Annotated in this window: 21 protein-coding genes, 2 tRNA genes and 1 pseudogene; 4 read left to right on the plus strand and 20 right to left on the minus strand. The window is 56.5% G+C overall.

The annotated features are described in order from the left end of the window. Positions 1–44: 44 nt before the first annotated feature. From A9D14_RS10655 to A9D14_RS10675, 4 genes and pseudogenes are all read right to left on the minus strand, one after another. Positions 45–1,022, minus strand: a complete 978-nt coding sequence (locus tag A9D14_RS10655) for a S66 peptidase family protein (protein WP_066846199.1) — start codon at positions 1,020–1,022, stop codon at positions 45–47. 508 nt (positions 1,023–1,530) lie between these two features. Further along, positions 1,531–1,935, minus strand: coding sequence for a response regulator (locus A9D14_RS10660; protein ID WP_066846202.1), 405 nt, complete (start codon positions 1,933–1,935; stop codon positions 1,531–1,533). Positions 1,936–2,513: 578 nt separating this feature from the next. Then, positions 2,514–2,672, minus strand: a pseudogene (locus A9D14_RS19460) (sigma factor-like helix-turn-helix DNA-binding protein); the annotation flags it as partial. A 460-nt stretch (positions 2,673–3,132) separates the two neighbouring features. Continuing rightward, entirely contained in the window at positions 3,133–3,537 is a 405-nt protein-coding gene (locus tag A9D14_RS10675; RefSeq protein ID WP_066846205.1) for a response regulator, read from the minus strand. A gap of 255 nt (positions 3,538–3,792) precedes the next feature. Between A9D14_RS10675 and A9D14_RS10680 the strand changes: the two genes are divergently transcribed. Beyond that, a complete protein-coding gene (locus A9D14_RS10680) occupies positions 3,793–5,604 on the plus strand; it encodes a recombinase family protein (protein ID WP_066846208.1) in 1,812 nt (603 codons plus the stop codon). A 73-nt stretch (positions 5,605–5,677) separates the two neighbouring features. Further along, a complete protein-coding gene (locus A9D14_RS19465; RefSeq protein ID WP_157668191.1) occupies positions 5,678–5,911 on the plus strand; it encodes a hypothetical protein in 234 nt (77 codons plus the stop codon). A 158-nt stretch (positions 5,912–6,069) separates the two neighbouring features. On the opposite strand, the gene A9D14_RS19470 is transcribed toward A9D14_RS19465, so the two are convergent. The 9 genes from A9D14_RS19470 to A9D14_RS10710 form a co-directional block, all read right to left on the minus strand. Then, positions 6,070–6,225 carry a DUF6961 family protein gene (locus tag A9D14_RS19470; RefSeq protein WP_157668192.1) on the minus strand — a complete coding sequence of 52 codons (156 nt, stop codon included), beginning with the start codon at positions 6,223–6,225 and terminating at the stop codon, positions 6,070–6,072. A 35-nt stretch (positions 6,226–6,260) separates the two neighbouring features. Next, on the minus strand, positions 6,261–6,386 hold the full coding sequence (locus tag A9D14_RS20300; RefSeq protein ID WP_269769209.1) for a hypothetical protein: 126 nt from the start codon (positions 6,384–6,386) through the stop codon (positions 6,261–6,263). 128 nt (positions 6,387–6,514) lie between these two features. Beyond that, the gene (locus A9D14_RS19475) at positions 6,515–6,883 is read right to left on the minus strand and encodes a hypothetical protein (RefSeq protein WP_157668193.1); all 369 of its coding nucleotides are present in this window, start codon (positions 6,881–6,883) and stop codon (positions 6,515–6,517) included. Between the two features lie 102 nt (positions 6,884–6,985). Beyond that, positions 6,986–7,636 (minus strand): hypothetical protein, encoded by a 651-nt coding sequence (locus A9D14_RS10685; protein ID WP_066846212.1) that lies wholly within the window; start codon positions 7,634–7,636, stop codon positions 6,986–6,988. Positions 7,637–7,857: 221 nt separating this feature from the next. Next, on the minus strand, positions 7,858–8,178 hold the full coding sequence (locus A9D14_RS10690; RefSeq protein WP_083987862.1) for an excalibur calcium-binding domain-containing protein: 321 nt from the start codon (positions 8,176–8,178) through the stop codon (positions 7,858–7,860). Positions 8,179–8,270: 92 nt separating this feature from the next. Further along, a complete protein-coding gene (locus A9D14_RS10695) occupies positions 8,271–8,549 on the minus strand; it encodes a hypothetical protein (protein ID WP_066846215.1) in 279 nt (92 codons plus the stop codon). Positions 8,550–8,641: 92 nt separating this feature from the next. After that, on the minus strand, positions 8,642–9,919 hold the full coding sequence (locus tag A9D14_RS10700; RefSeq protein ID WP_157668194.1) for a site-specific integrase: 1,278 nt from the start codon (positions 9,917–9,919) through the stop codon (positions 8,642–8,644). Positions 9,920–10,093: 174 nt separating this feature from the next. Continuing rightward, positions 10,094–11,140 carry an AAA family ATPase gene (locus tag A9D14_RS10705; RefSeq protein WP_066846221.1) on the minus strand — a complete coding sequence of 349 codons (1,047 nt, stop codon included), beginning with the start codon at positions 11,138–11,140 and terminating at the stop codon, positions 10,094–10,096. 100 nt (positions 11,141–11,240) lie between these two features. Beyond that, a complete protein-coding gene (locus A9D14_RS10710) occupies positions 11,241–11,531 on the minus strand; it encodes a hypothetical protein (protein WP_157668195.1) in 291 nt (96 codons plus the stop codon). Positions 11,532–11,730: 199 nt separating this feature from the next. Between A9D14_RS10710 and A9D14_RS19480 the strand changes: the two genes are divergently transcribed. Next, entirely contained in the window at positions 11,731–12,072 is a 342-nt protein-coding gene (locus A9D14_RS19480; RefSeq protein WP_157668196.1) for a hypothetical protein, read from the plus strand. Here A9D14_RS19480 and A9D14_RS10715 read toward each other — a convergent pair. The 3 genes from A9D14_RS10715 to A9D14_RS10725 form a co-directional block, all read right to left on the minus strand. Beyond that, the gene (locus A9D14_RS10715; RefSeq protein ID WP_066846227.1) at positions 12,062–12,310 is read right to left on the minus strand and encodes a hypothetical protein; all 249 of its coding nucleotides are present in this window, start codon (positions 12,308–12,310) and stop codon (positions 12,062–12,064) included. The genes A9D14_RS19480 and A9D14_RS10715 overlap by 11 nt on opposite strands. Beyond that, positions 12,307–12,684, minus strand: coding sequence for a hypothetical protein (locus A9D14_RS10720; RefSeq protein WP_066846230.1), 378 nt, complete (start codon positions 12,682–12,684; stop codon positions 12,307–12,309). The genes A9D14_RS10715 and A9D14_RS10720 overlap by 4 nt, the downstream gene beginning before the upstream one ends. 97 nt (positions 12,685–12,781) lie before the next feature. Continuing rightward, positions 12,782–13,186 carry a hypothetical protein gene (locus tag A9D14_RS10725; RefSeq protein WP_066846233.1) on the minus strand — a complete coding sequence of 135 codons (405 nt, stop codon included), beginning with the start codon at positions 13,184–13,186 and terminating at the stop codon, positions 12,782–12,784. Positions 13,187–13,654: 468 nt separating this feature from the next. Here A9D14_RS10725 and A9D14_RS10730 point away from each other — a divergent pair, with 468 nt between their 5' ends. Next, a complete protein-coding gene (locus A9D14_RS10730) occupies positions 13,655–14,776 on the plus strand; it encodes a DNA-methyltransferase (protein ID WP_198302003.1) in 1,122 nt (373 codons plus the stop codon). Here the strand turns inward: A9D14_RS10730 and A9D14_RS10735 are convergent. The 4 genes from A9D14_RS10735 to A9D14_RS10750 all read right to left on the minus strand — a co-directional run bounded on the left by A9D14_RS10735 (position 14,762) and on the right by A9D14_RS10750 (position 17,559). Next, positions 14,762–15,724, minus strand: a complete 963-nt coding sequence (locus tag A9D14_RS10735; RefSeq protein WP_083987863.1) for a BstXI family restriction endonuclease — start codon at positions 15,722–15,724, stop codon at positions 14,762–14,764. The genes A9D14_RS10730 and A9D14_RS10735 overlap by 15 nt on opposite strands. A gap of 326 nt (positions 15,725–16,050) precedes the next feature. After that, positions 16,051–16,126: transfer RNA gene (locus A9D14_RS10740), tRNA-Thr, on the minus strand. Positions 16,127–16,206: 80 nt separating this feature from the next. Continuing rightward, positions 16,207–16,280: transfer RNA gene (locus tag A9D14_RS10745), tRNA-Cys, on the minus strand. Positions 16,281–16,368: 88 nt separating this feature from the next. Beyond that, positions 16,369–17,559 (minus strand): LL-diaminopimelate aminotransferase, encoded by a 1,191-nt coding sequence (locus tag A9D14_RS10750; protein ID WP_066846242.1) that lies wholly within the window; start codon positions 17,557–17,559, stop codon positions 16,369–16,371. Positions 17,560–17,721 lie beyond the last annotated feature (162 nt).

A 17,721-nucleotide genomic window follows, 5' to 3' on the forward strand; every position in this document is an offset into this window, starting at 1 on the left:
TGCAACATAGGCGTCCGCGCCCTGCCTTTCAATCGGCAGATCGTTCAGGCGACGATCGCCTCCAGCACCGCAAGCGTCCCCGCCCCCGCGTCGAGGCGCACCCTTGCCCCGGACGGCAGGCTCACCTGGCCCGCGACATGGCCGATATTGGCCCCGATGCAGGCGGGCACGCCCAGGGCTCCAAGATGATGGCGCATGACATCGGCGACCGACACCCCGTCGGCATCATCGGGCGAACAATTGGTGCATTGGCCAAAGACAACACCCGCCGCCTTGCCCAGCATGCCGGATAGCGCCAGCTGGCTCATCATCCGGTCGATCCGGTAGGGCGCCTCGCCCACGTCCTCGAGGAACAGCACGGCCCCGGTCATGTCGGGCATCCATGGCGTTCCGACCAGCGCCGACAGCACCGACAGATTGCCGCCGAGCAGTGGGCCTTCCACTACGCCGGGCGTCAGCACCTCATACGCAGGGTCGGGCCAGCCGGTGTGGCGGCGCAGTTCCAGCACCGGCCCCGCCCCGGCAAAGGCCAGCCACCAGAAACTGTTCCAGCTATCGGCCGGCCAGCGGCCCCCGGCATTGGGCGCGTGCAGCGTGGGAAATCCGGCCCTTTCGGCAAAGCCTAGATGCAGCGCGGTAATGTCGCTGAAGCCGATCAGCAGCTTGGGGCGGGCGCGGATCAGATCCCAGTCTAGCAGCGGCAGGATACGCGCGCTTCCCCATCCACCCCGCACCGCGAACAGCGCCCGGATGGCGGGATCGGCGTACATCGCGTTGATGTCGGCGGCGCGCTGCTCGTCGGTGCCGGCCAAATATCCCTCGACCGCGCCGACATTGGATCCAAGCAGGGGCACCAACCCCATCGCCCGGACCGTCGCCGCGACCTCGTCGATACGCGAGGGGTCGTCCAGCGGACTGGCCGGTTCGACCAGACCCACGGTGTCGCCCATGCGCAATCGGGGCGGCAAAGGCCGCCGGCGCGCAGCCGCGGCAGGTGCGGCGATGACGCCAGCGCCTGCCATTGCCCCAGCCAGGGCCAGTCCCTGCGCTGTTTTCAAGATGGTGCGGCGGTTCGCCCTTGCCACGTTTCCCTGCATCGCCAAGCCCTAGCACCAGCCTCGCCGGCGAAGGAAGCGCCTGCCTGCGTATCGGATCGTGAAATTTGACCCGGCCCCCGGGCCGTTCCGCCGGTAACCGCCAGCGCAAGGCTTGTTACCAAGTCCTGGAAAGAATGGTGCCGCTTGCAGGGATCAAGGCGCAATATCGTTAGCAATCGAATGACGGCTGCGACGCTCGGTCAGTCGTCGCATTGGTCAAGGCGTTCACGCTCGGAAGATATAGATGGTGGAGTTCCGGTTCCGTTCGAAACTATAGCGTTAGCCAACCGATCCAGTTCGTCGGCAATCTCATCCCAGCGGCGGGCGAGCATGAGATGCCGGGCTGCGACCTCCGGCAGTTTTGCGTCTACGGCAGCCTGACGTTCATCTGCGGCGTTTTTTCTATAGTCTCGCGAATAGCTCACGCCAGCATCTACCCCACCGACTCCCGACCGGTCGCAAATCGGTGCAAAAGAGCTAGCAATTCGGCTCGGCTGAAAGGCTTGGTGACATAGACGTCAGCGCCAGCAAGCAGGCAACTCCGCTCGTCATATTCGTCGTTCAACACGGTGACTGCGATGATCGGAATGGCAATAAGTTCGGGCCGGCGACGCAAGAGTGCAATCAGTTTCAGTCCGTCTATGTGAGGTAGGCGGATATCTATGATCGCAACGTCGGGCAGATGATGCAGCATTGCGGCTTCGGCCTTGCGCGGATCGAGCACGCCGACCACCTGATGTCCGGCCTGGTTGATCCACGCGGCGAACAGCTTCTGATGGAGCGGTTCATCCTCGACCAGCAAGACACGCAATTTGCTGTTTCCCCAATCAATCTCCATTGATCATCAAGTGGTTACAACGATGACCGCGTCAAGCGGATTGAGACAAAAGCCCCCTTGACCAGAGTTCGTTAACGAAATTTGTCATCTTCCTGGCGATCAGGCAAAGCCCTGTGCGCTTCCACGAGATCAGCTGGATACGGTCGGTTGGCTTGGCCCGAAACGCCTCGATCACGCCGGATTCGATGCCGGAAAACGCGTCCAGCCACCCCCGAACGAACCCACAGCAAGGCTCATTCACCGGCGACCTCCGGCGGAGGTGCCGACGAAAGGGTTATTGCGATGTTCCGAGAAGGATGGTGCCGCTTACAGGACTCGAACCTGTGACCCCCGCATTACGAAACCGGGTCACCGCTACTGAAAATCTATTTTCTGTCAATATCTTAGATAGTCCTAGGGGAGACCGGTCGGAAATCACCCAGCGATCACCCAAAGTGCATAGAGCAAGCGGCCTAGCAGTGTCCTTGGGAAAGCACTTTCATAGGATATAACCCTCAATTGCGACCCGCCCCATACCCTTTGCCAACGCGTCTGGCACGATCTTCTGGCCCTGAACGAGTTTGCATCCTAGCTGATTGCCTGGTCGGCCGCTCGGGCACCTTGAACTGGGGCTCGGCCGAGCCAGCACGCAGGTACTTGCGGATCGTATTGCGTGACAGTCCCGTGCGTCTCGCAATCTCGCGGATCGAAAGCTGGTCTCGATGATGCCAGCGCCGGATTGCGCTCAATAACGCCATGTCCAACACTCCATGATCCCCCGCTCGCCAAAGCCAGGGGTGAGTTCAACATGGGTCAGTTCTCAATGGAAATTATTACCGCACCCGGGTCACTTCTCAGCGGAAATCAACAGACTGGAGCCAAATTTAGGATAAACGGTCAGGAGCCGTAAAGGCCGACATGGTGCGAGCGAACGAATGCTGAGGCACTAGATCTTCAGCAACCGAATGACGGCTGTGCGCCTCGGTTAGTCGTCGTATTATTCAAGTGGTTCACCCTCGGAAGATATAGATGGTGGAGTTCCGGTTCCGTTCACGACTACAGCGTTAGACAACCGATCCAGTTCGTCGGCAATCTCATCCCAACGGCGGGCGAGCATGAGATGCCGGGCTGCGACCTCAGGCAGTTTTGCGTCTAAGGCAGCCTGACGTTCATCTGCGGCATTTTTTCTATAGTCTCGCGAATAGCTCATGCCAGCATCTACCCCACAGACTCCCGACCGGTCGCAAATCGGTGCAGAAGAGCTAGCAATTCAGCTCGGCTGAAAGGCTTGGTGACATAGACGTCAGCGCCAGCAAGCAGGCAACTTCGCTCGTCATATTCATCGTTCAGCACGGTGACTGCGATGATCGGAATGGCAATGAGTTCGGGCCGGCGACGCAAGAGTGCAATCAGTTTCAATCCGTCTATGTGAGGCAGGCGGATATCTATGATCGCAATGTCGGGCAGATGATGCATCATTGCGGCTTCGGCCTTGCGCGGATCGAGCACACCGACCACTTGATGTCCGGCTTGGTTGATCCAAGCGGCAAACAACTTCTGGTGGAGCGGTTCATCCTCGACCAGCAAGACACGCAATTTGCTGTTCCCCCAATCAATCTCCATTGATCATCAAGTGGTTACAACGATGACCGCGTCAAGCGGATTGAGACAAAAGCCCCCTTGGACCGAGTTCGTTAACGAAGTTTGTCATCTTCTTGGCGATCAGACAAAGCCCCCTGCGCGTCGGCTTAGATCCAAATGGCCGTTACTTCTCTCCTTCAGAACGCCACGTAACCGACCCAGAGCAACCATACCTCTGCCCAGATAGAAGCTTCTAACCTGGTCGCCTCGTACAGACAGCAAGCTAGGAGATTCCCAGTGGCAACGGACAAAGAAAAACCGCTCAATCGCTGTGCAATTTACACGCGAAAGAGCACCAACATTCGGCTCGATCACGAAGTAAATTCTCTCGTCACCCAACGCGAGATCAGCAGCGCCTATATCAAAAGTCAGCAGTACAAAGGATGGCTTGAGCTGCCCGACCGCTACGACGATGGGGGTCATTCAGGCAGTGGGCTGGAGCGGCCTGCTCTGGCGCGACTGATGCACGACATCGAAGCCGGGAGGGTCGACATGGTCGTCGTTTACAAGATCGATCGACTGACCAGGAGCCTATTTGACTTTGTGCGGCTGGTTGAGATTTTCGATAGGCGCGAAATTGCGCTCGTCTCCGTCTCGCAGGCCTTCGACACATCAGACAGCATGGGCAAGATGATCTTGAACGTCTTGTTGACCTTCTCGCAATTCGAACGCGAACTGATCGCTGAGCGAGCTAGGGACGGAATTCGGACTCGAAAGCGTCACGGCAAGGTTCACGGTGGGCTCCCACCGTTCGGCTACATAGCAACACGTGAGGGGCTGCAAATTGAAGAGCGAGAGGCTGAGATTGTTCGATTCATTTTCCAGCGATTTCTCGAGACTCGGCGTTACACTGCGGTCATGACCGAGGTGCGAGAAGCTGGTCTCCAAAGCTCGGTAAAGTATTTGAAAAACGGTGAAGCACGAGGTGGAAAGCGCCTCAGTCCCGGAACTGTCTACGGCATTTTGCAAAATCCGATTTATGTCGGCGAGATCCGTGGCGAAGGTGAGAATTACAAAGGCGAGCACGCCCCCATAATCACACCGCGAACGTGGAAAGCTGCGCAGGCAGTCAGCGCTCAGAGGAAGCGAAAAGCACTTGGCTCCAAGGGCACCGGCCACTTTTTGGCGGACTTGCTACAGGACGATTTGGGCCGTCACATGCGGCTCGACCTTAACTGGCATAGAGGCAAGACTTACTGCGCATATGCATCCAGCAACACAAGCTGGTCTCAGAAGGAATTTCGGCGGGCATATCGAGCCAATGCAGACGAACTCGACCGACTGGTTATGGCTTCAATATCGGAATTTCTTTGCGATCGTCGCAAGTTGCGAACGGCGCTGAAGACTCTAGGCTTACACGGGCCAGAGCTAGTCCGCCTGACTGACTTGGGAAGCCGAGCTGCAGATCGCTTAGGCGTCACTCCAGGCCAACATCTTGAAACCTTGTTCTCAGCACTTCTTTATGAGGTCGAATTGGCAGAGGACGAACTGACGATTGGCATTCGATCGCTAGAATTGAGACGATATCTAGAGTGGACTGGAGCAGCAGCCTTTCGCGGTCGCCCCGCCGATTGGCCGTGCAGCGATGCACGCTATGATTTGGTTGTGAAAGCGCGGGCTATCGCAGCGGCGCGGTGGCCATCTCTGCATATCCAGGTCAGGGACCCCTCTCATTCTGCCACGCCGGATCCCCAACTTGTGAATCTCATCAAAAGTGCGAGAAATGCTCAACGCTTGGTCGAGGAACATAGAGACGCTTCAGCCGAGGAACTCGCTCAGATGCAGCATTGTCGACCGGCCAAATTTGCCAGGCTCGTCCGTCTTAACTACCTTGCACCGGACATTGTGACAGCAATCCTCGATGGAACGCAGCCGCCAGCCCTGCGTCGGCATGACCTTCTTATGTCAAATGTTCCAACAGACTGGGCCGTACAGCGAAAGCTCTACGGATTTCCGTCGCCCGAACGGGCGATTGAACCACGCAAGCTTTACGGTCGTGGCATGTGGCCGTCCTGCAGACCTGGTGAAACCCCCGAGTTCGAGAGCTAAGCAAATCTTCAGGAGCGGCTGGTAGTCAGCCCAAGAAGACAACGCCTGCATGGATACAAGCGAGATTTAATAGGTGAATCACCGCGTTCGACATTTCTGCGACTGGCTTGAACGTATTGATTGCGTAGCGCACGTCGGTGATCGACCGGAGTTCGGTTTCTTCGCTGATATGAGCGAGGATGAATTGATTGCTGCTGAGCAGGAGCTTGTGCGCAGGCTAGCAGTGGCCGGAACAGAGCAGGACGTCCATTGCGCTTTTCTGGCCGGGGCGGAGGTTTTGCAATGTGTCGCGCAGAACGACCAGTAGCTAAGGCTTCCGTCTGACGGCCCATACAAGACTAGACGCTGCCGACAGAGCGACCGCTAGAGCCACCACCATCGCGGGATCGAGAATAAGCATGGCAAGCCTCCGATTCGTTTGAGGCACTTCATGTTCACTATTTGTTCGATGTAGGACAGCTAATTTCAGCGATCAGGATTGAGTGCTGCCAATTTTGCACCAATCTCCGTCCAAAGCTTGGCCCCGCCATCATCGCCAACGCTCGCAAACTTTCGTCGTCGGGCCTCAATATATTCCGCTGCCTCGACGCCGCGAGTCTTTTCGATAAGCAGCGCTGCCATCCAAAACTCTTTATCCCGGCTTGACCTCATCACAACTATCCGAAGGCGGCAGTCAAAGCCACGTACAGCATCAGGGTTCCAAGCACCGTGGCTTCCAGCTTCAGCTTCCACGCGTTTCGGTCTTCGTTTGCCCGCTCTTCGTCAGTCAGCCAGTCGCGCATTTGATATCAGCCCTGCATTTCCAATTAGATCATAGCCTCAAGGGATTATGATGCTGGCGAGAATCGCAGGATGATGTCCTTCCATAACTAATCGATCTACCCTCCAGCCGTCTGAGTATTAAGGAAAGTCAGGTCTTCCAGCGAGCTTCAAGGTAGGCACGACATTTCGTGCGGGCGTTCAGAATGTTCCTGCCAGTGGAAACTCTGATGTCCTGCTCAGCGATCGGTTCAATCTCGCGCCCTTGGAGACGCGCTTCTTCTTGCGCACGACCCAGCGCGATCGATCGGCAGGCCGTGATCAGCGCACCGGTTTCTGGAACGAACTGATAGCGGGAATAGGAGACATCAACATCGAAACCGACATTAGTCGGTATCACCTTCGTTTCTGCGTTTTCGTCAGCTTGCGTGGAAGCCGGGCGTGAAACGTCTGCAGGCGTTGTGCAGGCACCGATGATCAACAGCAGAGACAAAGGAAGTATTCTGGTCGGCATTTTCACTCCCAGCTGTATCATACGATTCTCTGCGGGTTAGATATCAGATGAATTGATGGGGCGACGCAATCGCCGCCCCACCGGGCACATGCAAGTCAAAGCGCGTTTCTACTGAGCGTGATCACCTGAGGCGACGGCCGAAACCATCGGTGTCGTGCCTTGTGAAACACCGGAAGCACCAAGTACAGCGGCTTGCTGCGGTACTGGAGCTACGCCGCTTGTGCTGAACTGGATAGATTCCGCTGTAAATGCTTTCAATTGCATGCCGTTTGGCACGGTCGCAGATTTGCCGGTCACAAATGCAGCAAAGGGACCTACGGCGAGAACGGTGCCGAGAGTAGCTGCCGTATTTCCTTGCCCTTCCTGCCGATGCGTGCCTTCAACGGCTACGCGCCGGCCGCCAATCTCGAGCCATTCGAAACCGAGGTCCATCTTCGCCGACTTTCCGAACGCGCCCTTTCCGGTCCGCCATGTAATTTTTCCCTGACCGCGCGTGCCCTTGGGGATGACAACGTATCCATTCATGATGACATCATAGACGGTGCTGAAGGTGAAGACATCGCCCTCCTTCATCGTCTTCGATGACACTTCGGAGTTGGGCGTGATCGTCAGCTCTGTGTTTGCAGGCAACGTCAAGACTGTTGCCTGCGGCTGCGCCGGTGCGACAGCCGGAACCGCTTGAACCACCGTGGACTGCGCAAAAGCAGGATTGACGGCTGCCAGAAGCAACACTGGCATAGCAAAATTCTTTATTTTCATATTACCCCCAATTAGGCGAGCGGATCTCGCCGACCCGGCCGAGTTCTCTTCGCTTCCCCGTCGGACATGCCCTTATTCAATGAGGAGGTGTTTTTCTGGTTAATGCGCGCAACAATAGTGCTCTATATGGGCTGTTTTTGACAAAGCGATGTGAGGTTTGACGCAAACGCAGTTGACCCAAGAAAGACCTATCCGGTCGGATTTCAGACCGGCGCAGGCGGCTATTCGCAACCGACGCCGTCATTGTCGCGATCGAGATGCGGGCCATATCCAGGCTGACCACGCCGCACAGGCGCAGCGCCAGCTGCACGCGCAGTGGCACAGTTTGGATAAGCACCGCCACTCCCGCCACTAAAGCGGCTAACCGGTGCAGGCGCGCTGCTATGGCCGCTGGGAGCCCGATGACAGTGCCGTCCCCCGTTCTTCCTATCATTGTGACAGCCGTCCGAAGCCAGTCCACCAGGATGGGCGAAGGCGGCACCAAAGACAGGTGTAACTGAAAGCAGCGTCAATGCCGCCAGTGCAAATCCAAACCGTCTCATCGTTCACCCCCACTGTTTCCTGCGCCCGCCTCCTAGCGTTGATTTCCAGCTAACTGGTCAGCGAAACTGCTTAACTTCTGGAAAACGCCGGATCAGCTTCCGCCGTGCGATCGGTAGCTCCCGTCAGTCAACTTTTCCCAATGGTGGCGTTCAGGGTTCGGCCCACACTCGTCGCTGAGCATTTTGCCCGCGTGGCGGCGATCGAAGCTAAGGTCAGTCAACGTCTGTATAATTTCCGGACCCCGGTTTATCCCTTCAGCTAGGCATCCCTTGATCAGGATGATTGCACGATCATGTCTGTTGCTGTGTTGTGCGATGGCGGCGTCGAGAACACGTAGTCGGTCGAGCACGCCTGTCGTCTGGTCGATCATTTCAGTCCCTGCAGTTTGCAAAAAAAAAATAAAAAGGAGGGGGAGGCCGAACCCGAACCCCCGTTGATGGAGGCCCGGGCTCGGTAGATCGTTTAGGCGGCTGGCGGCTGGTCACCGCGCAGCTTGGCCGCTCCCGCCTCTACGGCAGCAAGCAGCGTTTCGTCGGCAAGGTGGCTGTATCGCATGGTCGACTGGTGATCGGCATGACCAAGAACCTTTCCGACTGCGAACAAGTTGATGCCCGCGTTGATCATGAAGGAGGCGGCAGAATGCCTAAGGTCATGAAGCCGTAGATCGGGCATGCCTGCTTCCTTGCGAACCCAATCCCATGCTGTCTTCAGGCCGACAAACGGCTTGCAGGTTTTTGGGTTCGGAACGAGATAGGGACACTTTTCGTAGCGAGGCAGGCTTTCTATTACCTCGAGTGCCGCTTTGGACAACGGAACGTAACGCGGCTTGCTGGTCTTGCTGTCGGGAATGAGCCAGGATTGCCGCTCAACATCCACGTCCTTCCATTCTGCCTTGAGCAGTTCATTTCGCCTCGCCCCAGTAAGTAGCAGCAAGGCAATGATGTTGCGCAGCTGCGGGTTCTTCGATCGACCCGCTGCTGTCAAAAGCCTGTCAGCCTCGTCCGACGTCAGGAACCGTTCCCGCTTGTTGTTGAACCGCTTGCGGGGGACGGCCTTCACCGGATTGCGCTCGCAGCCCGGAACACTCCATTTTAGACCGAGTTCGAACGATCTCCCGAACATCACCCGAAGCTTTTCAACCGTGGAGGGCGCTAGGGTTTCCCCTTTCTCCGCCAGCCACTGGCTGATTGCTTGTGGTTTGATCTCATCTAGCCGCATCTTTCCCCAGCGCGGGATGATGTGCCGGTTCATGTACATTTCAGTGGTGTCGTAACTGCGCTGGTAGGTCTTGGCGTTCTCAAGGTGCTGCTTCGCCAAATCGCAATACAGCGGAATGGCTTTGTGTTTCGCTTTCTTGGCGGCTGGATCTTCGCCCAACACGACTTCCGCCCGCAACGCCCTCGCCTTCTTCCGGGCCTGATCGAAGGTGATGTCGGTGTAGCCGCCGATTTTGTGTTGTTTCTGGCGACCGGACGCATCGAGGTAACGCAGGTAATACGTCTTCCCGCCATTCGCGCGGACTTCCAGCACAAAGCCGGTTATCTGTGTGTCGTAATAGTCCACCCGCTTTTTGTTCGGTTGGCAGATTGCGCTCGCGCAGAACGCGGCATCAAGCTTTCGCCTGGGCATGGTTAGATTTCCTTGTGAGGTTGGGTTTGACGCCCAGCCGCTGACAGCCCCGGAGAGGCACAACTGGCGGGCGCAGACGGTGAGGCCATCGGGCAGGACAAAACGGTCCACATTTGCCGACTCTGGGCCAACGTGGGGCAAGCTGCGCACGGCAGCAGGGTATGATTTTAGACGGCGGATGGGGCAATTTTGCCGTTCTGGCTAGAATTCTGGATTTCTGAGAAGCTGCACCTGCTTCCCTAATGACAGCGGCATGCTGGCATTCTCGAAAGCTGCTCAGCGCTGTCAGGTTGTATCGTGCTCAGCGTCTGTGACTGGCAGTTTGTGCAGCTCGTATTGGTGAGCACCATGCTCGACACGCTTGTAGTGCCACAAGTGGACCTCCGGATCAGGGCCAGAGTTTGCCTTGATAATGTCCAGAACTTTTTTGCGGCTAATGTTGGTTCGCCTCTGAACCTCGGCCGCGATCCTCATCTTGGTCCTTATCCCTTCGCGAATGACTGTCGCAATCGCAGCACGGATCAGGTGGTTAGGGCCGTCCTCGTCTGGTTCGTTCATGCCGTAAACCGGATCCGTTTGTTCGACCGTTGAGAGCCGATCGGGATATGCCAGATCCTTCTCAGTGCTGTAGCGGTAGAAGGCATGCTGCGCATTCGGACCACGACTCTTAATACATTCGAATCGAACGATCTTTTGGTTCATGCTGCTATCACAGCCGTCCGGATCGATGAGGAATGCGCTGTCGAAGTCCTCCAGCACGTCGGTCGTTCCAGCGTAAATGAGCTTCTGGCTTGGCGATCGCGCTTTGTTGGTGTGGGCCAGACCCACGAATGTGCCACCGGCTAATGAAAACGCGCGAGCAGCCTTGCCGAACTCCCTGCATTCGCTCTTGTTCATAAGGTCAGCGACCTTTTTGAGCGTATCTACGACAACCAGTTTGCCTTTGGCTGTATCGTCCTTTGCCATCTGCTGCATGGCAGGCACGAGCCTGTTAAGCTCAAAACGTTGCTGTCCCGGAGCCAAGAAGTTGATGCCGAAATCATCGGCAACTTGCACCTTCGCCGCAAGGCCGTGAGCACTGTCGTCAGCGTTGATGTAGAATACGTCGCCACCCTCAATGCGGCCGGCCGTCACTGCCTCAACAATGAGCGCCAGAATGATGAGCGTTTTCCCGGTATTGGGCGGTGCGTACCAAACACTCACTTCGCCGCGAAGGGAAAGTTTTCCCAAGAGGGGTTCGGCTGCCTCAGCATTCTCGGCAAGGGTGTTGCCCAAACCGGCGAGTGAGAATGCTAAAAGTGGGTTCGGTCTTTTATCTTTATCGTTGTCCATATTGAAAACTCAAAACCCGCTGTCGGGCAGGCAAAAAAAGGGGGCGAGAGCCGCGAAGCTCCCGCCCGAGTGTCAGTTTGTCAGAATTCCAGTTCGCCGTTCAGCCGATGGGACGGTAATGATCGCCGTTCCAACGCTCCCAAAGGACCCCCTCGTACTTCGCCAGCACGTCGGAAACGCACTGCTCGAAGTGGTAGCCATCGACAATGAAGCGAACGGCTTCCCATAGGTCTTCAAAGAACGTTTTGCTGCCGTCTCGAATAAGGACTGCGAGGTATTCTTTCACTGCCTCCTCGCCGTATTCAAGAAAGCGGCGTTTGGCCGTGGCTCGTAGGTCGTAAATCTCGAAACCAAGCGGAAATGGAGTTTGAAGGTTGGGGAAATTTTGCATTCGTGTGTTCCTGAACATTGGGCCGTTTCGGTGCCCGGGGTTGTTAAAGAGGTCGATCGTGCGGAGACGTTCGCCTGTTGCCCATCAAGGGGCTAATTTAACAGGTTCAGATATCACTGATTATATGAGATAATTTCGAAGTTGATCGTACTTGATTTGTTCTATATAAGGAGGCTGGTTTTCTATATGGGAGCAGGTAGTGAAGGTCAGTTTCCGGCCAAGGGAAGGATCGTTGCTTGAAGGCGGGGAAGTGTTTTTCCAGAAGATCCAGCCAAAGCATGTCGTAGAGAGGATACCGACGCTTCATCGTTCGAAGCTTTACGTCAGGAAGACGGGTCGGCTCGTGGATATCCGCTTTCCCTGCGTGATCGCTGGCGAGAAGCACAATGGGCAAATCACCTTAACCGAGGCAGAAATTTTTCAGCTTGCAAACCTTTGCCGTCGGGGTCGATCGGATGAAGCGATTTTAAAGGCGATCCATACGGCAAGCGGAACGGATGCAGACTTAGCGGAAAAACACCCGCTTACCGCTATTGATTGATTTTGTCTGCCAACCATGCGGCAAGAAGCAGACCAATGACGATGAGCCCTGCAAGGGGATACGCATTCATCATGCCCAGCACGGTAAAGCCCAGCATCCAAGTGAAGGTTTCTGCCGGACGCGTGATGATCGAGAAGAGGAACATGATTGCGAGAACGATCGCGCCCACCACAATCGCCAACTTGAAGGCAGCGATGGCGATACAGGCAGCGACGATATAGCCGATGACCCGCATCATAGGTGGCCCCCGCACATCGCGGCAAAGGGGCCGTCGCCTTGCTCGATCAGCAGAATATAGGCAAAGCCGTCGTTGCCGATCGGGTGGATCAGTTCGTACCAGCCGCCAAGATCGCTCAGCCATGCCCAGTAGGGTTGAAAGCCACTGTCGTCATATCGCGTCCCGTCGATCGGATGCATCAGTGGCGACCAGCCTAGCACCTGCTTGACGGCTGCCTCTGCATCTCCGCATTCGATAACAACGATGTACGTCAGATCGCCAAGGCCCTGCGCCCTGCTATGCTGCAGGCGTGCTGCAAGCATCATGTGAAGGTCGGCAGAAAGCGGCTGGCGCAATGCGGCTTCGATGGCCGCAGCATCGGGTAAGGAAAGCATGCGTGTATTCCTTCCATAAAAAAAGCGCCCGTGAGGCGCTGGTTGGGTTTGCAATTGAAGAGCCGGTCAGCAGGTGAGCTACCGGAACAAAGCTGGATCAGCCGTCATGGCCGGGATCGAAGTTTTCGTGTTCGAGCAGAGCATGCTGGCAGGCAGAAAGCAGCAAGGGATCCGCGCCCTCGCCGGTCTCAACCAGCAGGACCAAACCGAAACCGTCGTCCGACAGGATGAAGATCACTTCAATCCATCTGCTGTGCCGAATTGCCAACTCGACCGGCATGATAAAGGCGTCGTGCTCGACCAGCCGCCTGCTGTAGGAGTCTTCTGTTTCAGCCAGCGTGTCTCCGCGCTCCACGATCAGGAACTCGGCCAGTTCTTCGAAGCGAAAGCCGTAGTAGGCCGCCAGCCGTTCCTGATGTTCGATCAGGATGGTGTGAAGCTTGGGCTCAAGCTGCGTATCCAGGACGCGCGCCATCGCCTCCGCCGTGCGGATGTAATGCATGGGATTTTCCTCTTGCTGGAATCAAAAAAGCCCCCGGCGCGGGCCGAGGGCTTGGTGGGTGGAAGGGGCGGCAGGAACCGTCACTTCATATAAGATACTCCGGTTCCCGCAGCAGCAGCGCCTTAACAAATTGCCATCATCAGTTACCAGCCTCTGCGAGTAACTGGAATGACGGCTTGATGATCCCTTTGATCGACCCCCAACGCTGAAGGGCGGCGGTTATACGGTTCTGACGTAACTGAACGGGTACCAATTGCTTCTAGAGGCCTGAAGGTTCGCCTGCCCCATGTTCGGCCATCCTACCTCGAGGCATTCGGGATCGATCCGAAATACCTTTGCAAGGATCTTGGGTTTGATATTCCTTGCAAGCCAATCGTTAATTTGCGGGGGATTGCTGGTGCTTTTTTAGTGCAATCTCGGCACGTCCTGGTTATCGTTCGATCAGAACCAAACAGGAACACAAGCGCCTTGTCTTTCCAGATTCCAAAGTCTCGCGATGAAGTCTATCCAGCTAATCGTGAGCATGCCTTTCAGCGTATAAGAGGCTCGCTCAGCCATAGCGAAGCATTCAGCAACGACGAACTCTCGCTCTCGTGTGGAGACGCTCTGGAGTGCCTCCCGAGAATTCCAAGCGGGTCAGTTGATCTTGTCCTGGTGGATCCGCCTTATCACAGCACCAAGAAGGCCAATATCTACGGCGATTCTGATTTTGACCACGATGACCATTTCGTAGACTGGATCAAGGCGCTTGGAAGGGAGTGGAAGCGAATTCTAAGGCCTAATGGATCATTATATCTTTTTTGCTCGTCCGATATGGCTCCATTTCTATGCGTTGCGCTTAGCGAAGACTATAATCTTCAATCACTAATCACTTGGACCAAGCCAAATGAGCCTGGGTATGATGGTTGGCGACAAAAGATGAAGAAGACTTCACTGCGTCGTTGGTATCCACATTCCGAACGCATAATTTTTGCCACTCCAGCGGCAGATGGGAACCTAAAGCGCGCGCCGTTTGGTCATTTCTTAAAAGCGTGTCGGAAGCAGTGTGGTCTAACGTCGAACCAACTCACAGAGATGACCGGTGCATATGGCAAAGTGAACAACGGTGGTGCCGTGTCAAACTGGGAGACCGGGCGCAACATTCCGAGCCGCGACCAATACGGGAAAATTTGTGATGCTTTAAGGAGTACGGGCGAAATAAGGCTAATGCCGAGGTACGAAGATGTAATCCGTGCTTTCAACGTTGACCCAAAAGAACCCTGGGTGGACGTTTGGGACTTTATGAATGTACGGCAGTATCGTGGAAAGCACCCTGCCGAAAAACCGCAGGATATGTTGCGTCACATCATTCGAACTAGCAGCTATGAGGGTGACGTAGTTCTCGACTGCTTTGCGGGTTCGGGAAGTACGCTTGCGGCAGCTGTCAGTCTTGACCGTCGTGCTATCGGTATCGAAATAGAACATCGGTGGGTGACTTACGCTGCACAATTCATCGGAGAGAAATCAGATATGCTGCTACAGCGTGCAAAGGGGAGCGATTTGCAGGGTGCCACATCGTTCGAAGCGATATTGCCCTTATTCTCCCAATAGCTCCTGATTTCGCTTCAAGACTTCTTTCATCCAGTCCAAGGTTTCGCCAATTCCACTGTCTTTGCACACGACGTTGCAGTGATGGTGGCCCCAGCCGAGGTTGTACGGCCGATGATTAAAAAGGCCGAACGCAAGTTCTTTGATGTGAAATAGATTAATCTCAGTAACGGTAAGATCGTGACGTTCACGTCCAGCGGCTTGCTCCATTCTACTCATGAAGCCTAGACTACTAAGCCGCTCCAAGCATAGAGGACAAACAAGCTTCTGGTCATGATCGACTGTTCGGGCTTCGCGCAGCGCGTTAAAGTCAAGGAGACCGCGACTTGCGGCATCAGCGAGAACAGTTTTTCGTCGCATCCCAACATCTTGCTCGTCCATTCCTACTTCGACGCAGGTTTGAATAGAATCCTCAGCGAGCCAAAACAGCGCCTCCAGCTGTACCCTAGCGCTATAAATTACGTCGGTCGGTGCGTACTCGTAGAGTCGAATGCCTGCCCCCTTCAGACCAGTGGTTGTGTAGCCATGATTGATCCTCTGGTCACCGGCAGCAGTAGTGTTGGCGATGCGAGCAACATACTGTCCTCCTAGAGGCGCGGTACGAGAGTTTGGAGCCGTCAATCCGTGGTCCGCAGGGGACCATCGGTTCCAGTGTGCGCGCAGTTCATAGAAGACAAGAGCATTTTGTCCTACTTGAATGCCTTCAGCCTTCAAGACTGCAGCCCCGCCTCCTTCAAAATACTCGGGCGGGGGCACGAGAATAATGTAACCGTTCTCGTAGTTCAGCTGGCGCACTGTCTGATGCGCGCGCCAAACAGCAAGAGGAATGAGTACAGTGCTGTTCCGGCCAACTCGATTCTGCCAAATCTGGTCATCATCTGCGCCACGCGTTTGTCCGGTCTTGTATATCTTACGCTCAAGTAGCTTCGGTAGCTTCGGTGGCCGTGCCATGGTCCCTCTTCTTTGTGAAGGGTCACTGATAGACGGGCTTTCCGCCGTCAAGCCAATTCGATTGCCCTTGTGATGGGCTTACGAGCGCAGACGCTCATCACAGCCGAATAGCGTCAAACCCATGTAAATCATTAATTTAGAGAAAGGAATGATGGTAGCCGACAATTTCCTAACAGTGCAAATCCGGCGAAAGGCAGATGTTTCGGCCATGCGCGGCACGCCTCCTTGCCCAAAGCACACCCAGCCGCAACCCAGCACGCTCCCAAGTCGAACGAACTGTCGCCAGCAAACGCTGACGCGCTAAGGTTATGATGCTTTGAGAAGGATGGTGCCGCTTACAGGACTCGAACCTGTGACCCCCGCATTACGAATGCGATGCTCTACCAACTGAGCTAAAGCGGCAATCCGGCGTCCCGTTAGCCGCAGCTTTCGTCCGCGGCAAGACGCAAAAATGCCCGACACGGCGATGCCAGGCATAAAAGTGGAGGCCCGAGCCGGAATCGAACCGGCGTGCGCGGATTTGCAGTCCGCTGCGTCACCACTCCGCCATCGGGCCCCTCATGTGGTGTAGGCAAGCGCCCCTAGCGCCCTTCGCCCCGTCTGGCAATCGGGGAAAGAGGCGCCAGGAAACATTTGCCGCCGTTTCAGACGTTCATCCCCATCGAGCGGAACCAGCGCTTTATGTTGCGCGCGGCCTGGCGCAGCCGCTGCTCGTTCTCGACCATGGCGATGCGCACGAAGCCCTCGCCCTGTTCGCCATAGCCGACGCCGGGCGCCACCGCGACCTCGGCATGGGTAAGCAATTGCTTGGAGAATTCCAGGCTCCCCATCTCGCGCAGGGCGGGCGGCAGCGGTGCCCATGCGAACATCGAGGCGGGCGGCGGCGGGATTTCCCAGCCGGCGCGGCCGAACGCCTCGACCATCACGTCGCGGCGCGCCTGGTACAGGTTGCGGTTCTTCTCGACGATGTCCTGCGGCCCGTTCAGCGCCGCGCAGGCCGCCGCCTGGATCGGCGTGAAGGCGCCGTAATCCAGATAGCTCTTCACCCGCGTCAGCGCCGCGATCAGTTCGCGGTTGCCGACGGCGAATCCCATGCGCCAGCCCGCCATGGAATAGGTCTTGGACATCGAGGTGAACTCGACCGCCACGTCCTTCGCGCCCGGCACTTCCAGGATTGATCGCGTGGGCTTGCCGTCGTAATACAGCTCGGAATAGGCAAGGTCGGATACGATCCAGACATTATTCTCCTTCGCCCAGGCGACCAGCCGCTCATAGAAAGCCAGATCGACCGTCTCGGCCGTCGGGTTCGACGGATAGTTGACGATCAGCATGGTCGGACGCGGCACGGTATGGCGCATCGCGGACTCCAGCGCCTTCCAGTAACGCTCGTCGGGCGTCGTCGGCACCTCGCGGATGGTCGCGCCCGCGATGATGAAGCCGAAGGTGTGGATCGGGTACGACGGATTGGGCGCCAGCACCACGTCGCCCGGCGCGGTGACCGCGGTGGCCAAGCTAGCCAGTCCTTCCTTCGATCCCATCGTCACGACGATCTCGCGCTCGGGGTCCAGTTCGACGTTGAAGCGCTTGGCGTAATAATTGGCCTGGGCGCGGCGCAGGCCGGGAATCCCCTTGGACTGCGAATAGCCGTGCGCGTCGCCCTTGCGCGCCACTTCGCACAGCTTGTCGATGACATGCTGGGGCGGCGGCAGGTCGGGATTGCCCATGCCGAGGTCGATGATGTCCCTGCCCGCTCGCCGCGCCGCGGCCCGCATGTCGTTCACTTCAGCGATGACATAGGGGGGAAGGCGCTTGATGCGGTAGAAATCCTGACTCATCTTTCTCTTATCCATTGGCGTGAAGGCGCGGGCGACCATCCGCCGTTCCCGGCAGAGCCCGCGTAGCCTGCCCATGCTTGCAGAATATGCCCATCGCAAGGCAAATCGCGCCGCGATGTTTCAGTAAGCCATGATCCAGTTGCCATTTTGCTGCGCAGCCAC

The sequence above is a fragment of the Croceicoccus marinus genome, assembly GCF_001661675.2.
In the GTDB taxonomy this organism is placed as follows: Bacteria; Pseudomonadota; Alphaproteobacteria; order Sphingomonadales; family Sphingomonadaceae; genus Croceicoccus; species Croceicoccus marinus.

Coding starts and splice junctions, on each gene's coding strand:
- A9D14_RS10735 (WP_083987863.1), bottom strand. CDS start 15,724: ATGGCACGGCCACCGAAGCTACCGAAGCTACTTGAGCGTAAGATATAC.
- A9D14_RS10750 (WP_066846242.1), bottom strand. CDS start 17,559: ATGAGTCAGGATTTCTACCGCATCAAGCGCCTTCCCCCCTATGTCATC.
- A9D14_RS10725 (WP_066846233.1), bottom strand. CDS start 13,186: ATGCATTACATCCGCACGGCGGAGGCGATGGCGCGCGTCCTGGATACG.
- A9D14_RS10720 (WP_066846230.1), bottom strand. CDS start 12,684: ATGCTTTCCTTACCCGATGCTGCGGCCATCGAAGCCGCATTGCGCCAG.
- A9D14_RS20300 (WP_269769209.1), bottom strand. CDS start 6,386: ATGCGCGACTGGCTGACTGACGAAGAGCGGGCAAACGAAGACCGAAAC.
- A9D14_RS10695 (WP_066846215.1), bottom strand. CDS start 8,549: ATGATCGACCAGACGACAGGCGTGCTCGACCGACTACGTGTTCTCGAC.
- A9D14_RS10690 (WP_083987862.1), bottom strand. CDS start 8,178: ATGAGACGGTTTGGATTTGCACTGGCGGCATTGACGCTGCTTTCAGTT.
- A9D14_RS10685 (WP_066846212.1), bottom strand. CDS start 7,636: ATGAAAATAAAGAATTTTGCTATGCCAGTGTTGCTTCTGGCAGCCGTC.
- A9D14_RS10660 (WP_066846202.1), bottom strand. CDS start 1,935: ATGGAGATTGATTGGGGAAACAGCAAATTGCGTGTCTTGCTGGTCGAG.
- A9D14_RS10710 (WP_157668195.1), bottom strand. CDS start 11,531: ATGCAAAATTTCCCCAACCTTCAAACTCCATTTCCGCTTGGTTTCGAG.
- A9D14_RS10715 (WP_066846227.1), bottom strand. CDS start 12,310: ATGATGCGGGTCATCGGCTATATCGTCGCTGCCTGTATCGCCATCGCT.
- A9D14_RS10655 (WP_066846199.1), bottom strand. CDS start 1,022: ATGGCAGGCGCTGGCGTCATCGCCGCACCTGCCGCGGCTGCGCGCCGG.
- A9D14_RS10705 (WP_066846221.1), bottom strand. CDS start 11,140: ATGGACAACGATAAAGATAAAAGACCGAACCCACTTTTAGCATTCTCA.
- A9D14_RS19470 (WP_157668192.1), bottom strand. CDS start 6,225: ATGGCAGCGCTGCTTATCGAAAAGACTCGCGGCGTCGAGGCAGCGGAA.
- A9D14_RS10675 (WP_066846205.1), bottom strand. CDS start 3,537: ATGGAGATTGATTGGGGGAACAGCAAATTGCGTGTCTTGCTGGTCGAG.